This window comes from Acidimicrobiia bacterium (assembly GCA_036271555.1).
Taxonomy (GTDB): domain Bacteria; phylum Actinomycetota; class Acidimicrobiia; order IMCC26256; family PALSA-610; genus DATBAK01.
The window spans coordinates 49,006-67,527 of the sequence record DATBAK010000093.1; the positions used below are offsets into that span (position 1 = coordinate 49,006).

18 protein-coding genes are annotated in these 18,522 nt (G+C 70.5%); 4 read left to right on the plus strand and 14 right to left on the minus strand.

Annotation, left to right across the window (positions count from 1 at the left end; genetic code table 11):
• Positions 1-30: 30 nt before the first annotated feature.
• Positions 31-1,389 carry an FAD-dependent oxidoreductase gene (locus VH914_21335; GenBank protein ID HEX4493759.1) on the minus strand — a complete coding sequence of 453 codons (1,359 nt, stop codon included), beginning with the start codon at positions 1,387-1,389 and terminating at the stop codon, positions 31-33.
• Between the two features lie 55 nt (positions 1,390-1,444).
• Positions 1,445-2,416: a nitronate monooxygenase gene (locus VH914_21340; GenBank protein ID HEX4493760.1), complete on the minus strand. Its 972-nt coding sequence runs from the start codon at positions 2,414-2,416 to the stop codon at positions 1,445-1,447.
• A gap of 73 nt (positions 2,417-2,489) precedes the next feature.
• On the opposite strand from VH914_21340, the gene purE reads away from it, so the two are divergent.
• Positions 2,490-2,954, plus strand: a complete 465-nt coding sequence (gene purE, locus VH914_21345) for a 5-(carboxyamino)imidazole ribonucleotide mutase (GenBank protein ID HEX4493761.1) — start codon at positions 2,490-2,492, stop codon at positions 2,952-2,954.
• A 16-nt stretch (positions 2,955-2,970) separates the two neighbouring features.
• Here the strand turns inward: purE and VH914_21350 are convergent, their stop codons facing one another.
• The 4 genes from VH914_21350 to VH914_21365 form a co-directional block, all read right to left on the minus strand.
• A complete protein-coding gene (locus tag VH914_21350; GenBank protein ID HEX4493762.1) occupies positions 2,971-5,520 on the minus strand; it encodes an FtsX-like permease family protein in 2,550 nt (849 codons plus the stop codon).
• A 3-nt stretch (positions 5,521-5,523) separates the two neighbouring features.
• On the minus strand, positions 5,524-6,300 hold the full coding sequence (locus tag VH914_21355; protein ID HEX4493763.1) for an ABC transporter ATP-binding protein: 777 nt from the start codon (positions 6,298-6,300) through the stop codon (positions 5,524-5,526).
• 73 nt (positions 6,301-6,373) lie between these two features.
• Positions 6,374-7,237: a prolipoprotein diacylglyceryl transferase gene (gene lgt, locus VH914_21360; protein HEX4493764.1), complete on the minus strand. Its 864-nt coding sequence runs from the start codon at positions 7,235-7,237 to the stop codon at positions 6,374-6,376.
• Positions 7,238-7,510: 273 nt separating this feature from the next.
• Positions 7,511-8,353, minus strand: coding sequence for a DNA-formamidopyrimidine glycosylase family protein (locus VH914_21365; protein HEX4493765.1), 843 nt, complete (start codon positions 8,351-8,353; stop codon positions 7,511-7,513).
• 229 nt (positions 8,354-8,582) lie between these two features.
• On the opposite strand from VH914_21365, the gene VH914_21370 reads away from it, so the two are divergent.
• A complete protein-coding gene (locus tag VH914_21370) occupies positions 8,583-8,771 on the plus strand; it encodes a hypothetical protein (GenBank protein HEX4493766.1) in 189 nt (62 codons plus the stop codon).
• 139 nt (positions 8,772-8,910) lie between these two features.
• On the opposite strand, the gene VH914_21375 is transcribed toward VH914_21370, so the two are convergent.
• Positions 8,911-9,435 carry a nuclear transport factor 2 family protein gene (locus VH914_21375; GenBank protein HEX4493767.1) on the minus strand — a complete coding sequence of 175 codons (525 nt, stop codon included), beginning with the start codon at positions 9,433-9,435 and terminating at the stop codon, positions 8,911-8,913.
• A 66-nt stretch (positions 9,436-9,501) separates the two neighbouring features.
• On the opposite strand from VH914_21375, the gene VH914_21380 reads away from it, so the two are divergent.
• The gene (locus VH914_21380; GenBank protein HEX4493768.1) at positions 9,502-10,065 is read left to right on the plus strand and encodes a class I SAM-dependent methyltransferase; all 564 of its coding nucleotides are present in this window, start codon (positions 9,502-9,504) and stop codon (positions 10,063-10,065) included.
• A gap of 10 nt (positions 10,066-10,075) precedes the next feature.
• Here VH914_21380 and VH914_21385 read toward each other — a convergent pair whose 3' ends face one another.
• The 7 genes from VH914_21385 to VH914_21415 form a co-directional block, all read right to left on the minus strand.
• Positions 10,076-11,698 (minus strand): AarF/UbiB family protein, encoded by a 1,623-nt coding sequence (locus VH914_21385; GenBank protein HEX4493769.1) that lies wholly within the window; start codon positions 11,696-11,698, stop codon positions 10,076-10,078.
• A gap of 151 nt (positions 11,699-11,849) precedes the next feature.
• Positions 11,850-13,283, minus strand: a complete 1,434-nt coding sequence (locus tag VH914_21390) for a hypothetical protein (protein HEX4493770.1) — start codon at positions 13,281-13,283, stop codon at positions 11,850-11,852.
• A gap of 362 nt (positions 13,284-13,645) precedes the next feature.
• The gene (locus tag VH914_21395) at positions 13,646-14,080 is read right to left on the minus strand and encodes an OsmC family protein (protein ID HEX4493771.1); all 435 of its coding nucleotides are present in this window, start codon (positions 14,078-14,080) and stop codon (positions 13,646-13,648) included.
• 29 nt (positions 14,081-14,109) lie between these two features.
• Entirely contained in the window at positions 14,110-15,534 is a 1,425-nt protein-coding gene (locus VH914_21400; protein HEX4493772.1) for a M20/M25/M40 family metallo-hydrolase, read from the minus strand.
• 162 nt (positions 15,535-15,696) lie between these two features.
• Entirely contained in the window at positions 15,697-16,476 is a 780-nt protein-coding gene (locus VH914_21405) for an SDR family oxidoreductase (GenBank protein ID HEX4493773.1), read from the minus strand.
• Positions 16,473-17,276, minus strand: coding sequence for a homoserine kinase (locus tag VH914_21410; GenBank protein HEX4493774.1), 804 nt, complete (start codon positions 17,274-17,276; stop codon positions 16,473-16,475). The genes VH914_21405 and VH914_21410 overlap by 4 nt, the downstream gene beginning before the upstream one ends.
• Before the next feature lie 92 nt (positions 17,277-17,368).
• Entirely contained in the window at positions 17,369-17,806 is a 438-nt protein-coding gene (locus tag VH914_21415; GenBank protein ID HEX4493775.1) for a VOC family protein, read from the minus strand.
• Positions 17,807-18,002: 196 nt separating this feature from the next.
• Between VH914_21415 and VH914_21420 the strand changes: the two genes are divergently transcribed.
• The gene (locus tag VH914_21420; GenBank protein ID HEX4493776.1) at positions 18,003-18,503 is read left to right on the plus strand and encodes a DUF3499 family protein; all 501 of its coding nucleotides are present in this window, start codon (positions 18,003-18,005) and stop codon (positions 18,501-18,503) included.
• The last annotated feature ends 19 nt before the right edge of the window (positions 18,504-18,522 follow it).

An 18,522-nucleotide genomic window follows, 5' to 3' on the forward strand; every position in this document is an offset into this window, starting at 1 on the left:
ACCGGCGTATAGCCGGGTAACGCAGTACCACTAGGCGGCTGGGAGCTCGGAAGCGACTTTGCGGGCGGCGACGAGGACGGGGTCCCACACCGGCGCGAACGGCGGTGCGTAGCCGAGGTCGAGCTGCGAGAAGTCGTCGGCGGTCATCTCGTTCCAGATCGCGGTCGCGAGCACGTCGATGCGCTTCGCCGCGCCTTCGTGTCCGATGACCTGCGCGCCGAGCAACCGGCCCGTCGGCGACTCGGCGACGAGCTTCACCGTGATCGGACCGCTGCCCGGGTAGTAGCCCGCGCGCGTCGTCGCCTCGATCCGCGCCGCGATCGCGGTGAAGCCCGCAGCGTGCGCCTCGCGCTCGCTGAGTCCGGTGCGCCCCATCTCGTACTCGCAGATCTTCGTCACCGCGGTGCCGATCACGCCGGGGAACGTGAGCGCGCCGCCGGTGGCGTTCACACCGACGACGCGACCCTGTTTGTTCGCGTGCGTGCCGAGCGCGATCGCGACGTGCTTACCGGTGATGCGGTGCAGCACCTCGACGCAGTCGCCCGCGGCCCAGATCCCCTCGACGCTCGTCTCCATGCGGGCGTCGGTGCGGATGCCGTCGCGCTCGCCGACCTTCAGTCCCGCGTCGACCGCGAGCCGGGAATTGGGCCGGACACCGAGGCCGAGCACGACGAGATCGGTCGGAAACGTGCCCGCGCTCGTGCGCACCGCGCGCACGTGACCGGTGTCGTCGGTGTCGAACGCGTCGACCGTCACACCGAGGTGCACCTCGATGCCGAGCGCGCGGATCGCGTCGGCGACGAGCGCGCCCATGTCGGGGTCGAACGAGTGCATCGGCTGCTCGGCACGGTCGACGACGCACACCTCCAGGCCGCGCCGGTGCAACGACTCCGCCATCTCGAGACCGACATAGCCCCCACCGACGACGACCGCGCGCTGCGCGCCGCCGTCGACCGCGGCACGCACGGCGATGCCGTCGCGCAGCGTCTGCACGCCGAAGACGCCGGCCGCGCGCGCACCAGCGATGTCGGGTCGCGCGGGCGCCGAGCCCGTCGCGATCACGAGCTGGTCGAACGACTCGTCGCGCTCGCCACCGGCGTTGCGCACACGGATGCGACGCGCGTCGGTATCGATCGCCACGACCTCGGTTTCGAGCTCGACCTCGATCCCTTGGGCGCGGTGCTCGGCGACCGTACGCACGATGAGGTCGTCGGCGTCGTGGATAAGGTCGCCGACGAAGTACGGGATGCCGCACGCCGACCACGACGTGTCGGGCCCGCTGTCGAAGGCGACGATCTCGAGCTGGTCGGGCTGCGCGCGTCGACGCGCCTGCGCGGCCGCGCTCATCCCTCCCGCATCGGCTCCGACGACGAGCAACCGCGGTTTCATCGTCGCACTCGCTCGCCGCTCCGCACGCGGGATGGGAGCGGATCGCGCCGGTGCCTCACGCGCTTGTGACGAGCGTGGCGTTCCGCGCCAGGACCGCTTCGGCCTCGGCCACGATGCGGTGCACGATGTCGGCCGCGGGCTCGAGCGAGTGGATCGCCCCGACGCCCTGGCCCGACGGGTAGCACTCGCGGTCGGGGTCGACGGGCGTGTCCTCGTCGCCGCCGAGGTGCAGCGCGTTGTTCTCGAAGGCGACGCCCATCTGTTCGGGGAACTTCTTGAGCACCTCCGGGTGCTCCTCGACGTACTGCGTCCAATCGTTGCGCACCGCCCGCAGCGTCTTGCCCGTGAACCCGCGGCTGATGACCGTGCCGTCTTCCTCGGTGCGGAGGAGCGCGTCCTTGTAGCCCGTCACCGCGCGCGCCTCGGGCGTCGCGATGAAACGAGTACCGAGCCACACGCCGTCGGCGCCGAGCGCAAGCGCGGCTGCGAGCCCGCGCCCGTCGAAGATGCCGCCGGCCGCGACGACCGGCACGCGCGCGCCGACCGCGTCGACGATCTGCGGGACGAGCGGCATCGTCGCGACCGTGCCGGTGTGGCCGCCCGCCTCGGTCCCCTGCGCGATGACGAGGTCGCAACCCGCTTCCACCGCGGCCGTCGCGTGGCGCACCTTGCCGCACATGCTCGCGACGATCACTCCGCCGTCGTGACAGCGTGCGACGACATCGCGCGGTACGCCGAGCCCGGCGACGAACAACGACGCGCCGCCCGCGACGATGGCCACGACGTCGGCGATCATCCGCTCCGGCATCGCCGCGAGCAGGTCGACACCGAACGGTTTGTCGGTGAGCTCGCGCGTCTGCGCGATCTCGCGCACCATCTGCGGTGACTCCATCGCGGCCGCGCCGAGCGTGCCGATGCCGCCCGCGTTGCTCACCGCGGCGACGAGCCGGTGGTACGACACACCGCCCATGCCCGCGAGCATCACCGGATGCTCGATCTGGAGCAGATCCGTCAACCTCGTCCGCATCAGTGCACGCTCCTCGGTCGCCGGCGGGCAGGGTAGCGTCGGCTCCGTGGACGGGCCGCTCGTGGGCGTGATCATGGGGAGCGACTCCGACCTGCCGGTGATGCAGGGCGCGCTCGACGCGCTCACGGAGTTCGGTGTGCGCTACGAGGTGCACGTGGTCTCCGCGCACCGCACGCCGCAGGAGATGATCGACTACGGGCGCGACGCCGCGGGTCACGGGCTGCGCGTGATCATCGCCGGCGCGGGCGGCGCGGCCGCGCTGCCGGGCATGACCGCGTCGGTCACGTCGCTGCCCGTCATCGGTGTGCCGGTGCCACTGAAGCACCTCGACGGCATGGACTCGTTGCTGTCGATCGTGCAGATGCCGGCGGGGATTCCCGTCGCGACCGTCGGCGTCGGCAACGCGCGGAACGCGGGGCTGCTCGCGCTGCGCATCCTCGCGACGAGCGACACCGAGTTGCGCGCGCGGCTCGACTCCTACCGCGCCGAGCTCGTGCAAATCGTGCGCGAGAAGGACGCGGGCATCCAACCCGGCTGACGCTCGACGCGCGCCGTTACTCGGTGACGATCGCCTGGAGGATGTCGAGCTTCGCGGCCCGCCGCGCCGGCGACCACGCCGCGAGCGATCCGACGAGCGCGCCGAGGACGAGCAGGATGATCAGCTGACCCGGCGGGAGCGCGAGCCGGTTGAGGCCTTGATCCGCGAGCGCGTGCACGAGTGCCCATCCGAAGAACACACCGATGATGAGGCCGAGCACCGTGCCGAACAACGCGATGATCACCGACTCCCACCGCACGGTCGACCGCACCTGGGCACGGCTCATGCCAACCGCGCGGAGCAGCCCGATCTCACGCGTGCGCTCGTAGATCGAGAGCGCGAGGGTCACGCCGATACCGAACAGGGCGATGATGATCGCCATCAGGAGCAGCGCGTAGATCAGCGTCAGCAGCTGCGTGATCTGCTTCTTCTGATCGTTCTTGAACTCCTGGCGGTTCTCGAGCTTGCCCTGCGGAAACTTGTCCATCACCTTCTCGAGCGCGGGGCGCACGCTCGCCGCCGAAACCCCCGGCTTCGCCTTCACGAAGACGGACACGTCGGACTGGTCGGCGAAGTTCTGCTGGTACGCGGGGAGCGAGATCACGTAGCTCCCGAACGCGGGCTGGCTGTAGATCGCCTGGATCGTGAAGGTCGTGTGGCCCGTGAGCGTGAACTGCACCGGAACCTTCGACCCGAGCTTCCAGCCCTTGTCCTTCGCGACCTTCTTGTCGACCGCGAGACCGTGGTCGCCCATCGACGCGAGGCTGCCGTCCTTCACCTGGAGGTCGAACAACGAGTTCACGATCTTCAGGTCGGTCGCCTGGAGCTGCTGCACCGAACCGTCGACCTTCGCGGGTCCGATCTTCAGACCGGTCGCGCGCTCGATGCCGGGCACCGCGCCGAGCTGCGTCTCGATCGACGGCGGCAGCGTGGTACCGAAGCCGCCGACGTTGACGATGTAGTCGGCCTTCATCGACTGGTCGATCGCGTGGTTGACGGACGCGGTCGCCGATGCCGCGAACACGGTGACGAAACCGACGAGACCGACGCCGATCATCAGCGCGGCCGCGGTCGCCGACGTTCGCTTCGGGTTGCGCATCGCGTTCTCGCGCGCGAGCCGCCCGGTGATGCCGCGCAGCTTCGGCAACGGCGCGCCGATGATGCGCGCCGCGGGCCGCGCGAAGACCGGGCCGAGGATCGTGACGCCGATGAACACGAGCAGCGCGCCGCCACCGACCTTCGGCAACGCGTTCGAGCCGCCGCCGAAGAGCCCCTGCAGCAGGCTCACCACACCCAACAGCGTGACGATGAGGCCGATCACGAGCCGGCGCTTGCTGAGCTTGGTGGACTCGACCGCGACGTCGCGGAGCGCGGCGATCGGCGGGACGCGCGAGGCGCGCACCGCCGGCCACATCGCCGCGAGCAGCGTGACGATCACGCCGGTGAGTCCCGCGGTGAGGATCGTGCCGACCGTGACGACCGGGCTCGTGGCCGGAATGTCGAACCCGATGCCCGATAGCAAGGCCTTGAGCCCGACCGCCAACCCGATTCCCCCGACGACGCCGACGATCGACGCGACGAGACCGGTCGCGAGCGCTTCGAGGAACACGCTGCCGAGGATCTGTCCGCGACCCGCGCCGATCGATCGGAGCAGCGCCATCTCGCGCGTGCGTTGCGCGATCGTGATCGAGAACGTGTTGTAGATCACGAACGAACCGACGAGCAGGGCGATGATCGCGAAGACGAGCAGGAACGTCTTGATGAACTTGATGAAGGTCTGGAAGTTGTCCTGCTGCTCCTTCACCGCGGCCTGGCCGGTGATGACCTCGATCCCCTTCTGACCGGTCAGTGCCTGCCGCAGTCGCTGCGCGAGCACCGTCTGGCTCGTGCCCGACGACGCCGCGACGTCGATCGACGTGACCTTGCCCGGCGCGGTGAGCAGCCGCTCCGCGGTCGGCTGGGTGAAGAACGTGAGCGTCGCGCCGAGCGGGCTGTCGACGGACCCGAACTTCACGATGCCGGTGAGGCGATAGAGGTTCGATCCACCGTTCGCCGAGCTGACGACGATGCGGACCTGGTCGCCGATCTTGAAGTGGCCCTGGTCGGCGGAATGCTTGTCGATGACGATGTCGTTCGGTTGCTCGGGCGGCTTGCCCGAGATGAGGTGCACCGCGCGCAACGTGGAGTTCGGATCCCACGCGAAGCCGAGACCGGGCGCGCCGCTCGTCTTCGTGATCGCCTTGCCGTCGCGCCCGACGACGAACGCGAGGCCCTGCACGTCGAGGCTCGCGGCCTGCACTCCGGGCACGTTCTTGACCGTGTCGAGCAGGCTCGCGTCGATCCAGTTGCGTTGCTGCTGACCCTCGGACTTGAACGCGGCCTTCGCACGCACCGTCGCCGACAAGCCCGTGTTGACCTGCACCGCGAGCGTGTCGAAGGTGTGCGTGATCGTGTCGGAGAGCACGAGCGTCCCCGCCATGAACGCGACGCCGAGCACGATCGCGATCGACGTCAGGACGACGCGCAGCTTCTTCGCAAGGATTCCGCGGATCGCGACCTTCAGCATCGATCAGCCGCCGAGCTTGCGCATCATGTCGATCACGCCGTCGGATGTCGGCGCGCTCAGCTCGTCGACGATTTTGCCGTCGGCGAGGAACACGACGCGTCCCGCGTAGCCCGCGGCGACGGGATCGTGCGTCACCATCACGATCGTCTGACCGTGATCGCGTACGACATCGCGCATGAAGCCGAGGATCTCCGCTCCCGCGCGCGAGTCGACGTTGCCGGTCGGCTCGTCGGCGAACACGATCTGCGGACGGCTCGCAAGCGCGCGTGCGACGGCGACGCGCTGCTGCTGACCACCCGACAGCTCCGACGGCCGGTGCGAGAGCCGCGAGCGCAAGCCGACGATGTCGATGACGTGATCGACCCACGCTTCGTCGGGATCGGTTCCCGCGAGCGACATCGGCAGGACGATGTTCTCGATCGCGGTGAGCGTCGGGATGAGGTTGAACGTCTGGAAGACGAAGCCCAACCGATCGCGACGAACGCGCGTCAGGTCCTTCTCACCGAGATGCGTGATGTCGAGCTCACCGAGATAGACCTGACCGGTCGTCAATCGATCGAGACCCGCGAGGCAGTGCAGCAACGTGCTCTTGCCCGAACCCGACGGACCCATGATCGCGGTGAATTGGTGGCTCGCGAAGTCGACGGTGATGTGGTCGAGCGCGCGCACCTCGGCCTCGCCTTCGCCATACACCTTCGACGCGTCCGCCGCGCGCGCGGCAAGCGCGGCAGCGGAAGCGGGCGGGGGCGGAGCAGGAACCGGTTGAGTCGTCGCAGACATGAATCAACTCTCGTGCGGTGGGGGAAGTAGTGGAAACGAGTCTCGTGCGCCCGGGGAAGCGCGCGCAACGAGGTTACGACGCCGGTGCACCGAGATCGGGCTCGTCGACGGTGTGATCTTCGTCACTCATCGCAATCGACGGTTCCACGGATGTCGCACGGCGCGCGAGCGCCACGAACCACACCGTTGCGATCACGCAGAGCGCGGCGCTCAGCAGCGCGTTGAACCGAACACCGAGAACGCGCGTTGCCGGATCACTGCGCATCAACTCGAAGAAGAATCGCCCGAACGTGTACAGGGCGACATACAACGCAAACGTCTGACCGGGTCGCGTCCGGAAACGGTGTTCGAGCCACATGAGCACGCCGAACACCGCGAGACACCAGAGCGACTCGTACAAGAACGTCGGCTGAAATGTCTTGTACGCGAGGTATTGCGCGGGACGATGCGCGACGTCGATCTCGAGTCCCCACGGGAGCTTCGTGGGGCGGCCGAACAGCTCCTGATTGAAATAGTTGCCCCAACGTCCGATCGCCTGCGCGAGCACGACGCCGGGCGCAACCGCGTCGAGCAGCATGCCCTTCGCCAGATGCTTGCGGTGCGCCTCGACGAGCAGCGCGATCACACCGCCGCCGACCGCGCCCCAGATCGACAGCCCGCCCTGCCAGATCTTCAACGTGCCCGCGATGCCGCCCTGGTCCCAGTTGTAGCCCGTGAACAGGTGATAGACGCGCGCTCCGATCACGCCCGAGATCACGACCGCGACGCCGATCTCGCCGATGACGCCGGGGCGCCCGCCCTTTGCCTCCCAACGGCGTTCCGCGACCGACGCCGCGACGAGCACACCGATCGCGAGGCAGAGCCCGTACGCGTGCAGCGGGATCGGGCCGAGGTGCAGGATGCCCTTCGCAGGGCTGGGGATGTACGCGGTCATCATGGTCGCACTCGCTGCAGGCCGGGATACCCGGCCCGGGGGCGCTCGCCGCTCCGCACGCGGGTTGGGATCGTCATTGATCTCTTGCCCTCATCATTCCAGGATCGCGCGGCCCGAGCCGATACCCGCGTCGGGGAACCGACATCGGGGGGAGTCACGTGTACGCACGATCAGCTCAAGACCGTGCCCGGCTCCGCGTTCGAAGTCGTCGACACCGGCCCCATCCGTCACTAGTGGTACTGCGTTATTCGGCGATACGCCGATAACGCAGTACCACTATTTGATGAGGCGCGAGAGTCTGCGGTCGGCAAGGACCTTGCCGCCGGTCTGGCAGCGCGGGCAGTAGACGACCTCGTGCGACTCGTACGAGACGCGCTTGAGGTCGTCGCCGCACACGGGACACGGCACGCCCGCCTTGCCGTGCACGACGAAGTGCCCACCGAGCTTGTTCTCCGACAACCCGCCCGTGCGCGTGCGCTCGCGCTCGAGCCCGTCGGCGAGGACCGCGCGCACGGAGTCGAGCAGTCGCTCGCGCTCGTCGGCATCGAGCGTCTTCAACGACGCGTACGGCGAGAGTCGCGCGCGGTGCAGCGCGTCGTCGGCATAGCCGCGGCCGACACCCGACACGGTGCGCTGGTCGCGCAGCAGCGTGTGGATGCGCCGACCGTCGGTGCCTTCGCGCACGAGCCGCGCGAACTCCTCGTTGTCGGGCTCGGGACCGAGCTTCTCGAGCGGCCCGTCGTCGCCCTCGCCGACGATCCACCATCCGGCCTTGCGCTCGGTGCCGTGCTCGCGCACGAGCAACGCGAGGACGCGGTCGTCGTCGGGCACGGTGAACCGCAGGCGGACGACCGAGCCCTTCGGCCGGGTCTTCTTGGGCGGGTCCTCGATGTCGAGCCGGCCCGCCTGCGAGAGGTGCACGAGGATCCGGGGACCACCGAGCTCGAACACGAGGTACTTACCCCGCCGGCCCACGCGCTCGAGCGGGTTGCCGACGAGCGCCTCCGGCGCCGGGCTCACCGTCTTGAGGCCGGTGAAGCCGAGCGGCTCGTAACCCTCGAACACGGTACCGGTGAGCCGGTCGGTGAGGCGCTCGGCGAGGGCCTGCATCTGGGGCATCTCGGGCACGTCGAAACGCTATCGGAGCCGGCGAACGGGCTCGGGCGGCCGCGCGCCGGAACCCGGGCCGGGCCGATCGGGCATGCGACCGGGAGAACCGGCAAGCACGGCCCCGTCTCGGCGCCGCGACGGCCCGATTGGTGCAGAACCTGTGTAACAAACCGGCTCAGGTTTTGCGGCCGTGGTGCCGATCATGTGCAGGAACACAGGTTCGGGCGAAAGGGCGGAGATGAGCTTCAGGACGAAGAAGTCGGGCGAGGGCAAGGACGACGCGAAGAGCTTCGAGCACGCGTCGGGTTACACCGATCTCGAGAGCGTCCTCGGCGACCACACGCTGAACGCCGATCGCGAAGCCGTCACGGTCGCGCCGAAGGGCTACCGCGCGCGCAGCATCGCCAAGTCGACGCCGCGCCGCTAACCCGCCGCAACCCGTCGCGGGCAGCGGCGAGCGAAGCGAGCGAGCGCCGTCGTCCACTCCCATCCCGCGTCTCGGATCGGCGCCGCGCGAGCGCGCGATCAGTCGGAGGAGTCCGCGCACAGCGGAGCACGTGCGACCATCAGGATCGCGCGCCGAGGCTCCCGGCGAACGTGGGCGCGCCGATCGTCCACGCGGGACCGGAGCCCCAGTCGCGGCGCGTGCGCTGCGCAAGGAATTCGCCGTGGTCGCGCGTCGCCGCGATCCACTGCTTCATCGTCGCGACGCCTTCGGCGATCGACCAGAAGTCCTCCTCCGAGGAGAACTTCCCGTCGCCCGCGTACTCGAGGATCGTGATGCCGCGGAAGTCGATCGGCGGCTGCGCGGCATCGGGATGGTCGCGCCGGTTCTGCATCGAGACGACGAGCCGGTCACCCTCGATGATGTGCCACTCGTACACCGTGTAGATCGAGCCGTACTCCTCCATCGTCGGCTTGATCCACGCGCGCACCTCCTCGCGACCGTTGCGGTTCCCGAGCTGGTGCTCGATGTACGTGACATCGGCGGTGAAGCATTCGTCGCACCACGCGTCCCAGTCCTCGCCCACCGCGCCGAGCTCCCAGTACGTGCGGAACGCGGCCTCGACTTCGTCACGATCGAACGTCATGGGGGCGCAGCCTAGAAGTCGTGCGCCGCGGGCTCCACGAGCGTGAGCCGGATACCGTCCCCGCGCATGAACGAGGAGCATCTCGCGGTCTGCGCGAGCGACGAGTGGCGCGATGCGTTGAAGCAATGGATCATGCCGTGGGCGCTGACGGGCGTGGAGCTCGGCGCCGACGTGATCGAGATCGGCCCGGGCCCCGGTCTCACGACCGACGAGCTCCGGCAGCAGGTCGCGCGGCTCACGGCCGTCGAGCTCGACCCGTCGCTCGCCGGCGCGCTCGCGGAACGACTCGCGGGAACGAACGTCGAGGTGGTGAACGCGGATGCGACCGCGATCCCACTCGACGACGACCGCTTCACGGGCGCGGTCTCCTTCACGATGCTGCACCACGTGCCGACGCTCGAGCTCCAGGACCGCATCTTCGGCGAGCTCGCACGCGTCCTCGCGCCGGACGGCGCGCTCGTGCTCTCCGACAGCGTGGCCAGCGACGACCTGCGTGCGTTCCACGACGGCGACACGTACAACCCGGTCGACCCGACGACGGTCGACGCGCGGCTGGCGCGTGCCGGCTTCGACGCGATCGACGTGCGGGTCAACGAATACGGCTGGGCCGCACACGCGCGCAAGCGGTGACGCCCGACGCTCAGGAACCGCCCTTGCGCCGCGCTTCGAAGCGGCTGCGGATGAGCTCACGGCGCGCCTGCACGTCGCGGTAGGTCAGCTTCTCGACGTCGGCCGGCAGTCCCATCGCGGCCTTCACCGACGCGGCGTCGAACACGGTCGCGAGCGCGGGGTCGACGCCCATCTCCATCGCGAGCCGCTCGCCGTGGCGCGCGCCGATCTCCATGTGGACCTTCTGGATCTCCTCGAGGATGTCGAGATCGGGCGCGAGCGTCGCGATCGCGCCGTCGAGGAACATCATGTTCTTCACGAAGAGCATGAGCTCCTTCGGCGCGCGGGCGCCGTACGCAAGCAGTTGCTTCGTGAGGTCCTGGAGCTGATGCACGAGCTCGTCGGCCGACAGCGTCGTCGGGTCGACGAGAGGCTGGTCGAGCCCGAGGTCGCGCGACACCGCGTCGAGATCGGTGTCGGCCGGGAACGCGCCGAGGTCGCGCAGCGCGCCGAGCTGCGCGCGGATGTCGCCCGTCGTCGCGCCCATGAGCAGGAAGAGGAATGCGATGCGCTTCAGCGGGGTCAGCCGTCCGGTGATGCCGAAGTCCATGAGCGCGGTGCGGCCGTCCGGTTGCACGCGGAGGTTGCCGCCGTGCAGGTCGCCGTGGAAGACGCCGTAGAGCATGGCGCCCTCCATGAAGGCGACGAGGCCCGCGTGCAAGACCGCTTCGGTGTCGACGCCGGCGCGCTTCATCGACGCGACGTCGTCCCACGCGAAGCCGTCGAGGCGCTCCATCACGAGCACGCGTCGGGTCACGTAGCGCGGGTGCGGTCGCGGCACGATCGTCGCCCGTTGACCCGTCTCGGCGAGGACGCGCGCGATGTCGAGCATGTTCTCGGCCTCGAGCCGGAAGTCGAGCTCTTCGACGATCGTCTCCGCGAACAGCTCGACGAGCGCGGGCGGGTTCGCGAGCGCGGCGACCGGGATGCGGCCGATGAGACGCGGCGCCAGCCATGCGAGCGCCTGCAGGTCTTCACGCACGAGGCGCGCGACCTTCGGCCGTTGCACCTTGACGACGACCTCCTCGCCGGTGTGCAGCGTCGCCGCGTGCACCTGCGCAATCGACGCGGCCGCGATCGGCTCACGCTCGAAGCGTGAGAACACGGCCTCGATGCGCTTCCCGAGGTCGGCCTCGACGACCTCGCGCACGTGCTCGAAGGTCTCGGGCGGAACGCGGTCGCGCAGCAGCTTGAACTCGGAGACCAGCTCCTCGGGGAAGAGCCCCTCCCCCGACGACACGATCTGCCCCATCTTGATGTACGTCGGTCCGAGGTGCGCGAACGCGACGCGAAGCCGCCGCGAGAGCGCGCGGCGGCGCGCGCTCGGCTCCTGCCGGCGCTCGACCGCGTACCAGATGCCGAGGGCCACGCCGACGCGCGCGCTGACGTCGAGCACGCGCCGCACGGGCGGCACCTTGCGCGGCTTCAGGAGGCGCGGCGCCTCGGCGTTGGCGCGCTCGCGCAGGGCTTCGAGGCCGACGCGCCACGACATCGCGTCGGGGTCGACGACCCACGGACCCCGGTCGGAGAAGCCGAAGTCGGCGACGTCGGACGCGAGCGCATTCGCAGGTTCCGGTCCGCCCTCGCTCGACACACTCGGAGGGTAGACGTGGAGGCCCGCGCCCCAAGATTTCTGGTCGCGCACGCTGCGCTCGCCGCTCCTGACGCCTCGGCACGCACGTCGGGCGGGCCGCAAAGCGACCCGCCCGTCGTGCGAGAACTTGTTGCCGGTGGCGCGGCGCGCCTTACAACCCGGAGCAGCGGCCCATCCAGGGACCCGCGCCCTGCCAGTGGTACAGGTCGAGCGCGAGCAGGTCCTGATCCGGGATGCTCGCCTGCGCGGGGTCGACGCCGACGAGGTCGAGGCGACCGGCGCGCAACGCGGCGTTGTTCCAAGTCGAGCGGGAGAACTGGTACGCACCGCGGTACGTACCCGACGGGTTCACGGCCTGGTAGCCGTTGTCGTACGCCGGCGGCGTGTGACTCGACTCGTGCGAACGCGTGCACACGAGGAACGGGTTCATGTGATCGACGAGGTCGGGCTGCTGGGCCTGCACGGTCCAGTAGCCGCCACCCGCGCGGGCGGCGACGCCGACCGTTGCCGCGCCCGGCGCTTCGACCGCCGGTGTCGCGGCCGCGATCACGCCGGTGTCGAAGCCGAGCACCGATCCGTCGCGCCGCGCGACCCAGTAGCCCTGGGTTCCGGCGGCGATGCCGGTCGCGTCCTTGACGTGCTCGGGTGCCTCGGAGCCGGAGAAGACCGCGTCGCCGAACGCGAACACGCCGCCGTCGCTCGAGACGAGCCAGTAGCCATGGTGCGTCGGCGTCGACGCGATGCCGGTCACGTCGGTGTGGTTGGGCAGCCCGGCGATGGAGCCGAGGAACGACGCGTCACCGAAGGCGAACACGCCGCCGTCGCGAGCGACGAGCCAGTAGCCGTTGCCGTCGGCGGCCGACGCGATGCCCACGATCGGCGCGTTGATGGAGCGGCCGCCGACCGAGCCGAAGAACTTTGCGTCGCCGAACGAGAAGACACCGCCGTCACGCGCGACGAGCCAGTAGCCGCGGCCCGACGGCGTCGACGCGAGGCCGACGATCTGCTGGTTCAAGTGCTGTCCGCCCGCAGAGCCGAAGAAGCCGGCGCTGCCGAAGGCGAACACGCCGCCGTCCTGCGCGGCGATCCAGTAGCCCCCGCCCGACGGCGTCGACGCGATCGCGGCGTAGGGCGCGCTCGACGCGACGTTCGCGGTGAGCACGGGCGCGCCGGCGAAGGCGTGCACGGTGTTCGCCGGCGAGATCGTCGCCTGCGCGCTCTTGCCGCGGGCGCCGACGGTGGCGAAGCCACCGATCACGAGACTCGCGGCCGCGAGTCCGACGAGCACCCGCCCGGTGCCGCGCCGGCGACCGACGAGCACTCCGGACATGCGCCGGGCCCGAGCCCGGCACCGGCCGAGCTGGCCGGCACGACGCGCACCGTGTGCCGCAACCGGCACCGGCGACGCGCTCGTCGCGAAGTTCGCGACATTCGACACGTCGAGCTGCGGACCGTCGCCCTCGATCCGCTCGTTCGTCCGGTCGACGACATTCCGCCCCGCCGTCGTCGTGCTCGCAGCCCCAGCGAGCGCGGGCCCCTCGGTATGGAGGCGCTCGTAGACCTCGTTCCATTTCCGTACTTGCATGCCATCTCCTGTGCTCGCGCGCGCATCGACGCCTGGGCAGAAGGGGGAAGACTCCCGACCGGGCTCCGCTCCCGTGGGACAGCGCGGACCGTACCGACGGCCTCGGACGCCCCCACAAACCGGAAACGGCGTCGCGACGGTTTCTCCGGACCGGACCAGCCCGCGTCGATCCCTTGCAATACAAGGGTTTCAGCCTTGAACGCGCTCCGTGGGGACCAGGCAGAAAATGGTCCGCCCCAGGCAGCGCACGAAAGGTGCGAAACCGGCAACCTGCCTGGCCCCGGAGCGCGACCTCTCAGGTGCTCCGAGCGCGCGGGTCGTCGGCGCGCGCACGAGCGAAGGGAGCGGCGCGACCAGAGGGGTCAGTCGGCGACGTGGACCGCGGCTTCGACCTTCACCGGGCATTTCAGCGTGTTCGCGATGTAGCACTCGTGGTGCGCGACATCGCAGAGATGCAGCACGCGCGCCGCGTCGGTGCCCGGTGCGACGCGAATGCGCGGTCGCAGACGGATCTCGCGAATGCTCACCGGCAGCGGTTGCTCCGGCATGTCGGCTTCGGCGTCGTCGTCGTACTCCCAGACGTCGACGCGCGCGCGTGCCGCGACCGAGAGGAACGACAACAGCTGGCACGACGCGGCCGCGAGCACGAGCAACTGCTCGGGATTGAGGATCGCGGCGTCACCGCGGAACGCGGGATCCGCGCTCAGCGTGAGCGACGCGGCGGCGGGTGGAGCTGCACCCGCGTGCGTGCGGTCGTAGGTGTCGTATCCGGATGCAGTGCTGCCCCGCCACGTCACGACAGCACCGTAACGATGAAGGTCTCCCGTCACCCCTGCAGCCTCGCACGCCCATCGGCGTCGCGCCGCGAGCGTTGCGCGAGCTCGTCGAGCAATCGCACCTCGCTCTCCACGAGCTTGCGCCAGTCGTCGAGGTGCAGGCTCTCGTCTTCACCGTGGATGCGACTCGACGGGTCGGCGGGGCCGAGCAGCAACGCGGGGATGCCACCGAACGCGGCCACGAACGGTCCGACGAACGGGATCGATCCGCCGACGCCCATCACGACCGGCTCGCGTCCGAAGCCGTCGCGCAACGCAGCACGCGCGGCGGCGAACGCGGGTCCGTCGGGTTCGGTGCGCCAGGCCGGCGCGCCGCCGCGCGGCCGGTACTCGAGCTCGACACCCCAGGGAAGCCTGCGCACGAGGTGCTCGTGCAGCTGCTCGAAGACGCGCTCGGGTTGCTGTCCGGGCGCGAGGCGAATGCTCAGCCGCGCGGTCGCGGCCGCGACGATCTGGTTCGACGAGCCCGCAATCGGATGCGAGTCGAATCCGATCACCGTGATCGCCGGACGCATCCACAGTCGCTCGTACGGCGACGCACCGGGATCGCCGACCGCGTCGACGCCTTCGCGCACGCCGTACGCGCGCAGCAACGCGCTCGCGTCGTCGCCCAGCGCGTCGAGGCGCGCCCGTTCGTGCGCGTCGGGCACCGCAACGTCGTCGGCGAACCCGTCGACCACGACCGCACCGTGCTCGTCGACGGTGCTCGCGAGGAGGCGTGCGAGCGCGAGCACCGGATCGGGCACGAGACCACCGGCCATCCCGCTGTGCGCGGGTCCGTCGAGCGCGCGCACGGTCACGTCGACGGCCGCGAGCCCGCGCAACGACGTGGTGAGGCCGGGCGTACCGACGCTCCAGTTCCCCGCGTCGGCGAGCACGAGCACGTCGGCGTCGAGCTCCTCGACGTGCGCGGTGAGGAAGCGCTCGAGGTTCGGCGAACCGATCTCCTCCTCGCCCTCGATGAGGACGCGCACGTTGCACGGCGGCGCGTCGGCGACCGCGAGCCACGCCGACACCGCCAGCGCGTGGGCCGCACCGCCCGCCTTGTCGTCGGCCGAGCCCCGGCCGTAGAGGCGGCCGTTCCGCTCCACCGGCTCGAAGGGATCGCTGTGCCAGCGGTCGACGAACCCCGGCGGCTGCACGTCGTGGTGGGAGTAGAGGAGCACGGTCGGCAGCGCCGGATCCGACACGACCTCGCCGATCACGTACGGGTGCGCGCCCTCGACCGCCGCCAGGTGCACGTTGTCGAAGCCGTGGCCCCGCAGCATCTCCGCGCTCGCCTCCGCGCTACGGACGACGTCGGCCTCGTGTTCGGGATCGGCGCTGATGCTCGGGATCCGCACCTGCGCCTCGAGCTCCGCACGCGTCGTCGCGAGCCCGGCGTGTACCGCCTCGACGGCGCGCTCGACGCTCACCGTCGCGCTCGCTGCGCTCGCCGCTCCGAGCCGCGGGATGGGAAACAGTCGGGCCGGACCACCTTCTTCATGACGGGAACCCTCCGTCGACCCTTCTGGTCGCGCTCGCTCGCCGCTCCGCGACGCCGGATGGGACGACATCGGGTCGCCTGCTCGCTTCGCTCACGGCTCACCTGCTTCACCGATGTACCGCGCCTGCAGGCGGCGCATGCCGCGGAGCCAGCGGTCGTAGTCGTCGGCCTTGCGCTTGAAGTAGTCGCCCACCACGGGGTGCGGGAGGATGAGGAACGATTCCGCCGCGAGCCCTGCGATCACTGCGTCCGCGACGTCGTCGGGCTCGAGCATGCCGTCGACGCCCGCGACACCGCCTTCGACCGTGCCCGCGGTCATGTTGGTGCGCACCGCCTGCGGGCAGAGCACCGACACCTTCAACCCCGCGTCGCCGTACGTGATCGCGAGCCATTCGGCCAACGCGACCGCGGCGTGCTTCGTCACGGAGTACGGCGCCGAGCCGATCTGCGTGAGCAGCCCCGCGGCCGACGCGGTGTTGAGGAGGTAGCCCTCGCCGCGGGCAAGCATGCGCGGCACGAGCACGCGCGCCGCGTACACGTGCGCGAGCACGTTCACGCCGATGCTGCGCTCCCATGCCGCGTCCGACGCGTCCTCGCCGCCCGGTACGACGATGCCCGCGTTCGAGCAGAAGAGGTCGATCGCGCCGAACTGCGACTCGGCCGCGACGACGAGCGACGCGATCTGGTGCTCGTCGCGCACGTCGGTCGGCACTCCGAGCCCGCCGACCTCGGCCGCGACGCGCATCAGGGACTCCTCGTCGAGGTCGGCGACGACGACACGCGCGCCCTCGGCCGCGAAACGGCGCGCCAGCGCGGCCCCGATCCCGTTGGCGCCGCCGGTCACCACGACGTGCCGGTCCTTCACCCTCATCGCAGCCGCGCTCCTTCGTGATCGACCCCGAGGACGACCGTGCGGCCCGTCGACGCGAGCGCCGCGGCCACCGCCTCCGCCGGGCGGCCGGGCGCGACCAGTGCCGCGACCGACGGTCCCGAGCCGCTCAGGTACGCGCACCACGCGCCGGCCTCGACCGCGGCACGCAGCGCGTGGCGCGAATCGGAGACGCGTGCGAGCCGCGAGCTCTGGTGCAGACGATCTTCCGACGCGACGCGTAGCGCGCCGACGTCGCCGGCCGCGAGCGCGGCGACCATCAGCGCGGTGTGCCCGACGTTGAAGACCGCGTCCTCGAACGGCACGGTCGTGCCGAGCTGCGCGCGCGACGACTTCGTCGACGTCTCGCGGTCGGGGATCCAGACGACGACCGCGGGCTCCACGGCGAGGGGCACGCGCGCGAACGTCGCGCCCGCGACCGCGACGAGGCCGCCGACCAGCGCCGCCGCGGCGTTGTCGGCATGTCCTTCGAGCGCGGTCGCCTCCCGGAGCACCGCGCGCTGCACGCGCACGATCGTCTTCCCCTGTTGGATCGCGGCCGCGCACAGCCCGGCGACGCGCGCCGCGGCCGAGAAACCGAGCCCGCGCCCACCCGGGACTTCGGCGTGCACCGAGATCGGGCCGCGGCCACCGGCGTGCCGGAAGGCGCGCACCGCGAGATGGTTCTCGTCGGCCGGGGGATCGCCGCCGATCGTGAGGTCGAGGTAGGCAGTGAGCGCGAGCCCGAGTGCGTCGAACCCCGGCCCGAGGTTCGCGCTCGTCGCGGGCACGCGGACCGTCACGCGCTTTCTGGTCGCACTCGCTCCGCTCGCCGCTCCTGACGCGTCGGCCCCCGGGTCGGGCGCGTCGCCGGGCGACCCGCCCGTTCCTGTGGTCACGATCGCGCGATGCGTTCTGCGTACGCCATCGGCAGCAGCTCGACGAGCTGACCCTCGGGATCGCGGATGAAGATGCCGCCGCCGATGTCGGTGTCGGCGAGCACCTCGCCGCCGTACTCGGCGACGCGGGGCACGACCTGCTCGAGGTCGCAGCTGAGCGACACGTGCGTGAGACCGGGCTCGTCCATCGTGCGCGCCCGGAACAACGGCTCGGGCCGGTCGGCGAAGTGCAGCAGCTCGAGGACGAAACCGTCGCGCTGGAGATAGACCGCGGTCATCCCGAGCGGCGGATCGAGGCGCAGCAGCCGCGCCGAGGGATCGTCGGGCGGTCGCAGGCGACGCACCTCCTCGAAGCCGAAGAGCTCGACGTAGAACCGCCGCGCCCGCTCGAGGTCCTGGACGCACTGTCCGACGTGATTGAACACCGAATTCATGGTCGCGCTCGCTCGTTTCGGCACGGGACTGCACCCGATGTGTGGAAGCCGCTCGTCGCTCCGGACGCCTCGCGCGGCATGTCGATCTTGCGGGAACGAACTCTGCCGCACGCGAGCCACGTCCGTCACGTACATCGGCTCGAACACACGGTTGCCATACACGGCCGCGCGCAGCCGTAACGGTAAGGTCCGAACCATGCGGATCTGTGCTCGGTCAGGGTGCAACTCACCGGCAACGGCGACGTTGACCTACGACCGGATCGCACTCGTCGCGTACCTCGCCGACGCCGACGATCCCGCCGCACGCGAGCCCGGCGATCTCTGCGAACGCCACGTCGCGCGGCTCGTGCTGCCGCGTCAGTGGCAGCTCGACGATCGGCGCGCGGCGAGCACGTCCGCCGCCGCGTCGAAGCCGCGCGCGAAGAAGCTGCGCGTCGTGCGCGACGAGTCGCAGACCGCGAAGTCGACGCCGGTCGCGACCAAGCCGCGACCGAAGCGCGCCCGCGCGACCAAGGCGCAGAAGTGGACCGAGGTCGAACCCTCGCTGTTCGACCCGCCGGCCGACTCCGCGACCGCGGTGACCGCCGCGACCGCCGCCGGCGACCACCTCTACATGCCGCGCTTCGGACCCGAGACCGACGACGAGGTTCTCGAGGCGAAGACGCCGCTGCTGCGCCGGGCCTTCGGCGGCCAATGAGTCGCGGGGGGGGGGGGGG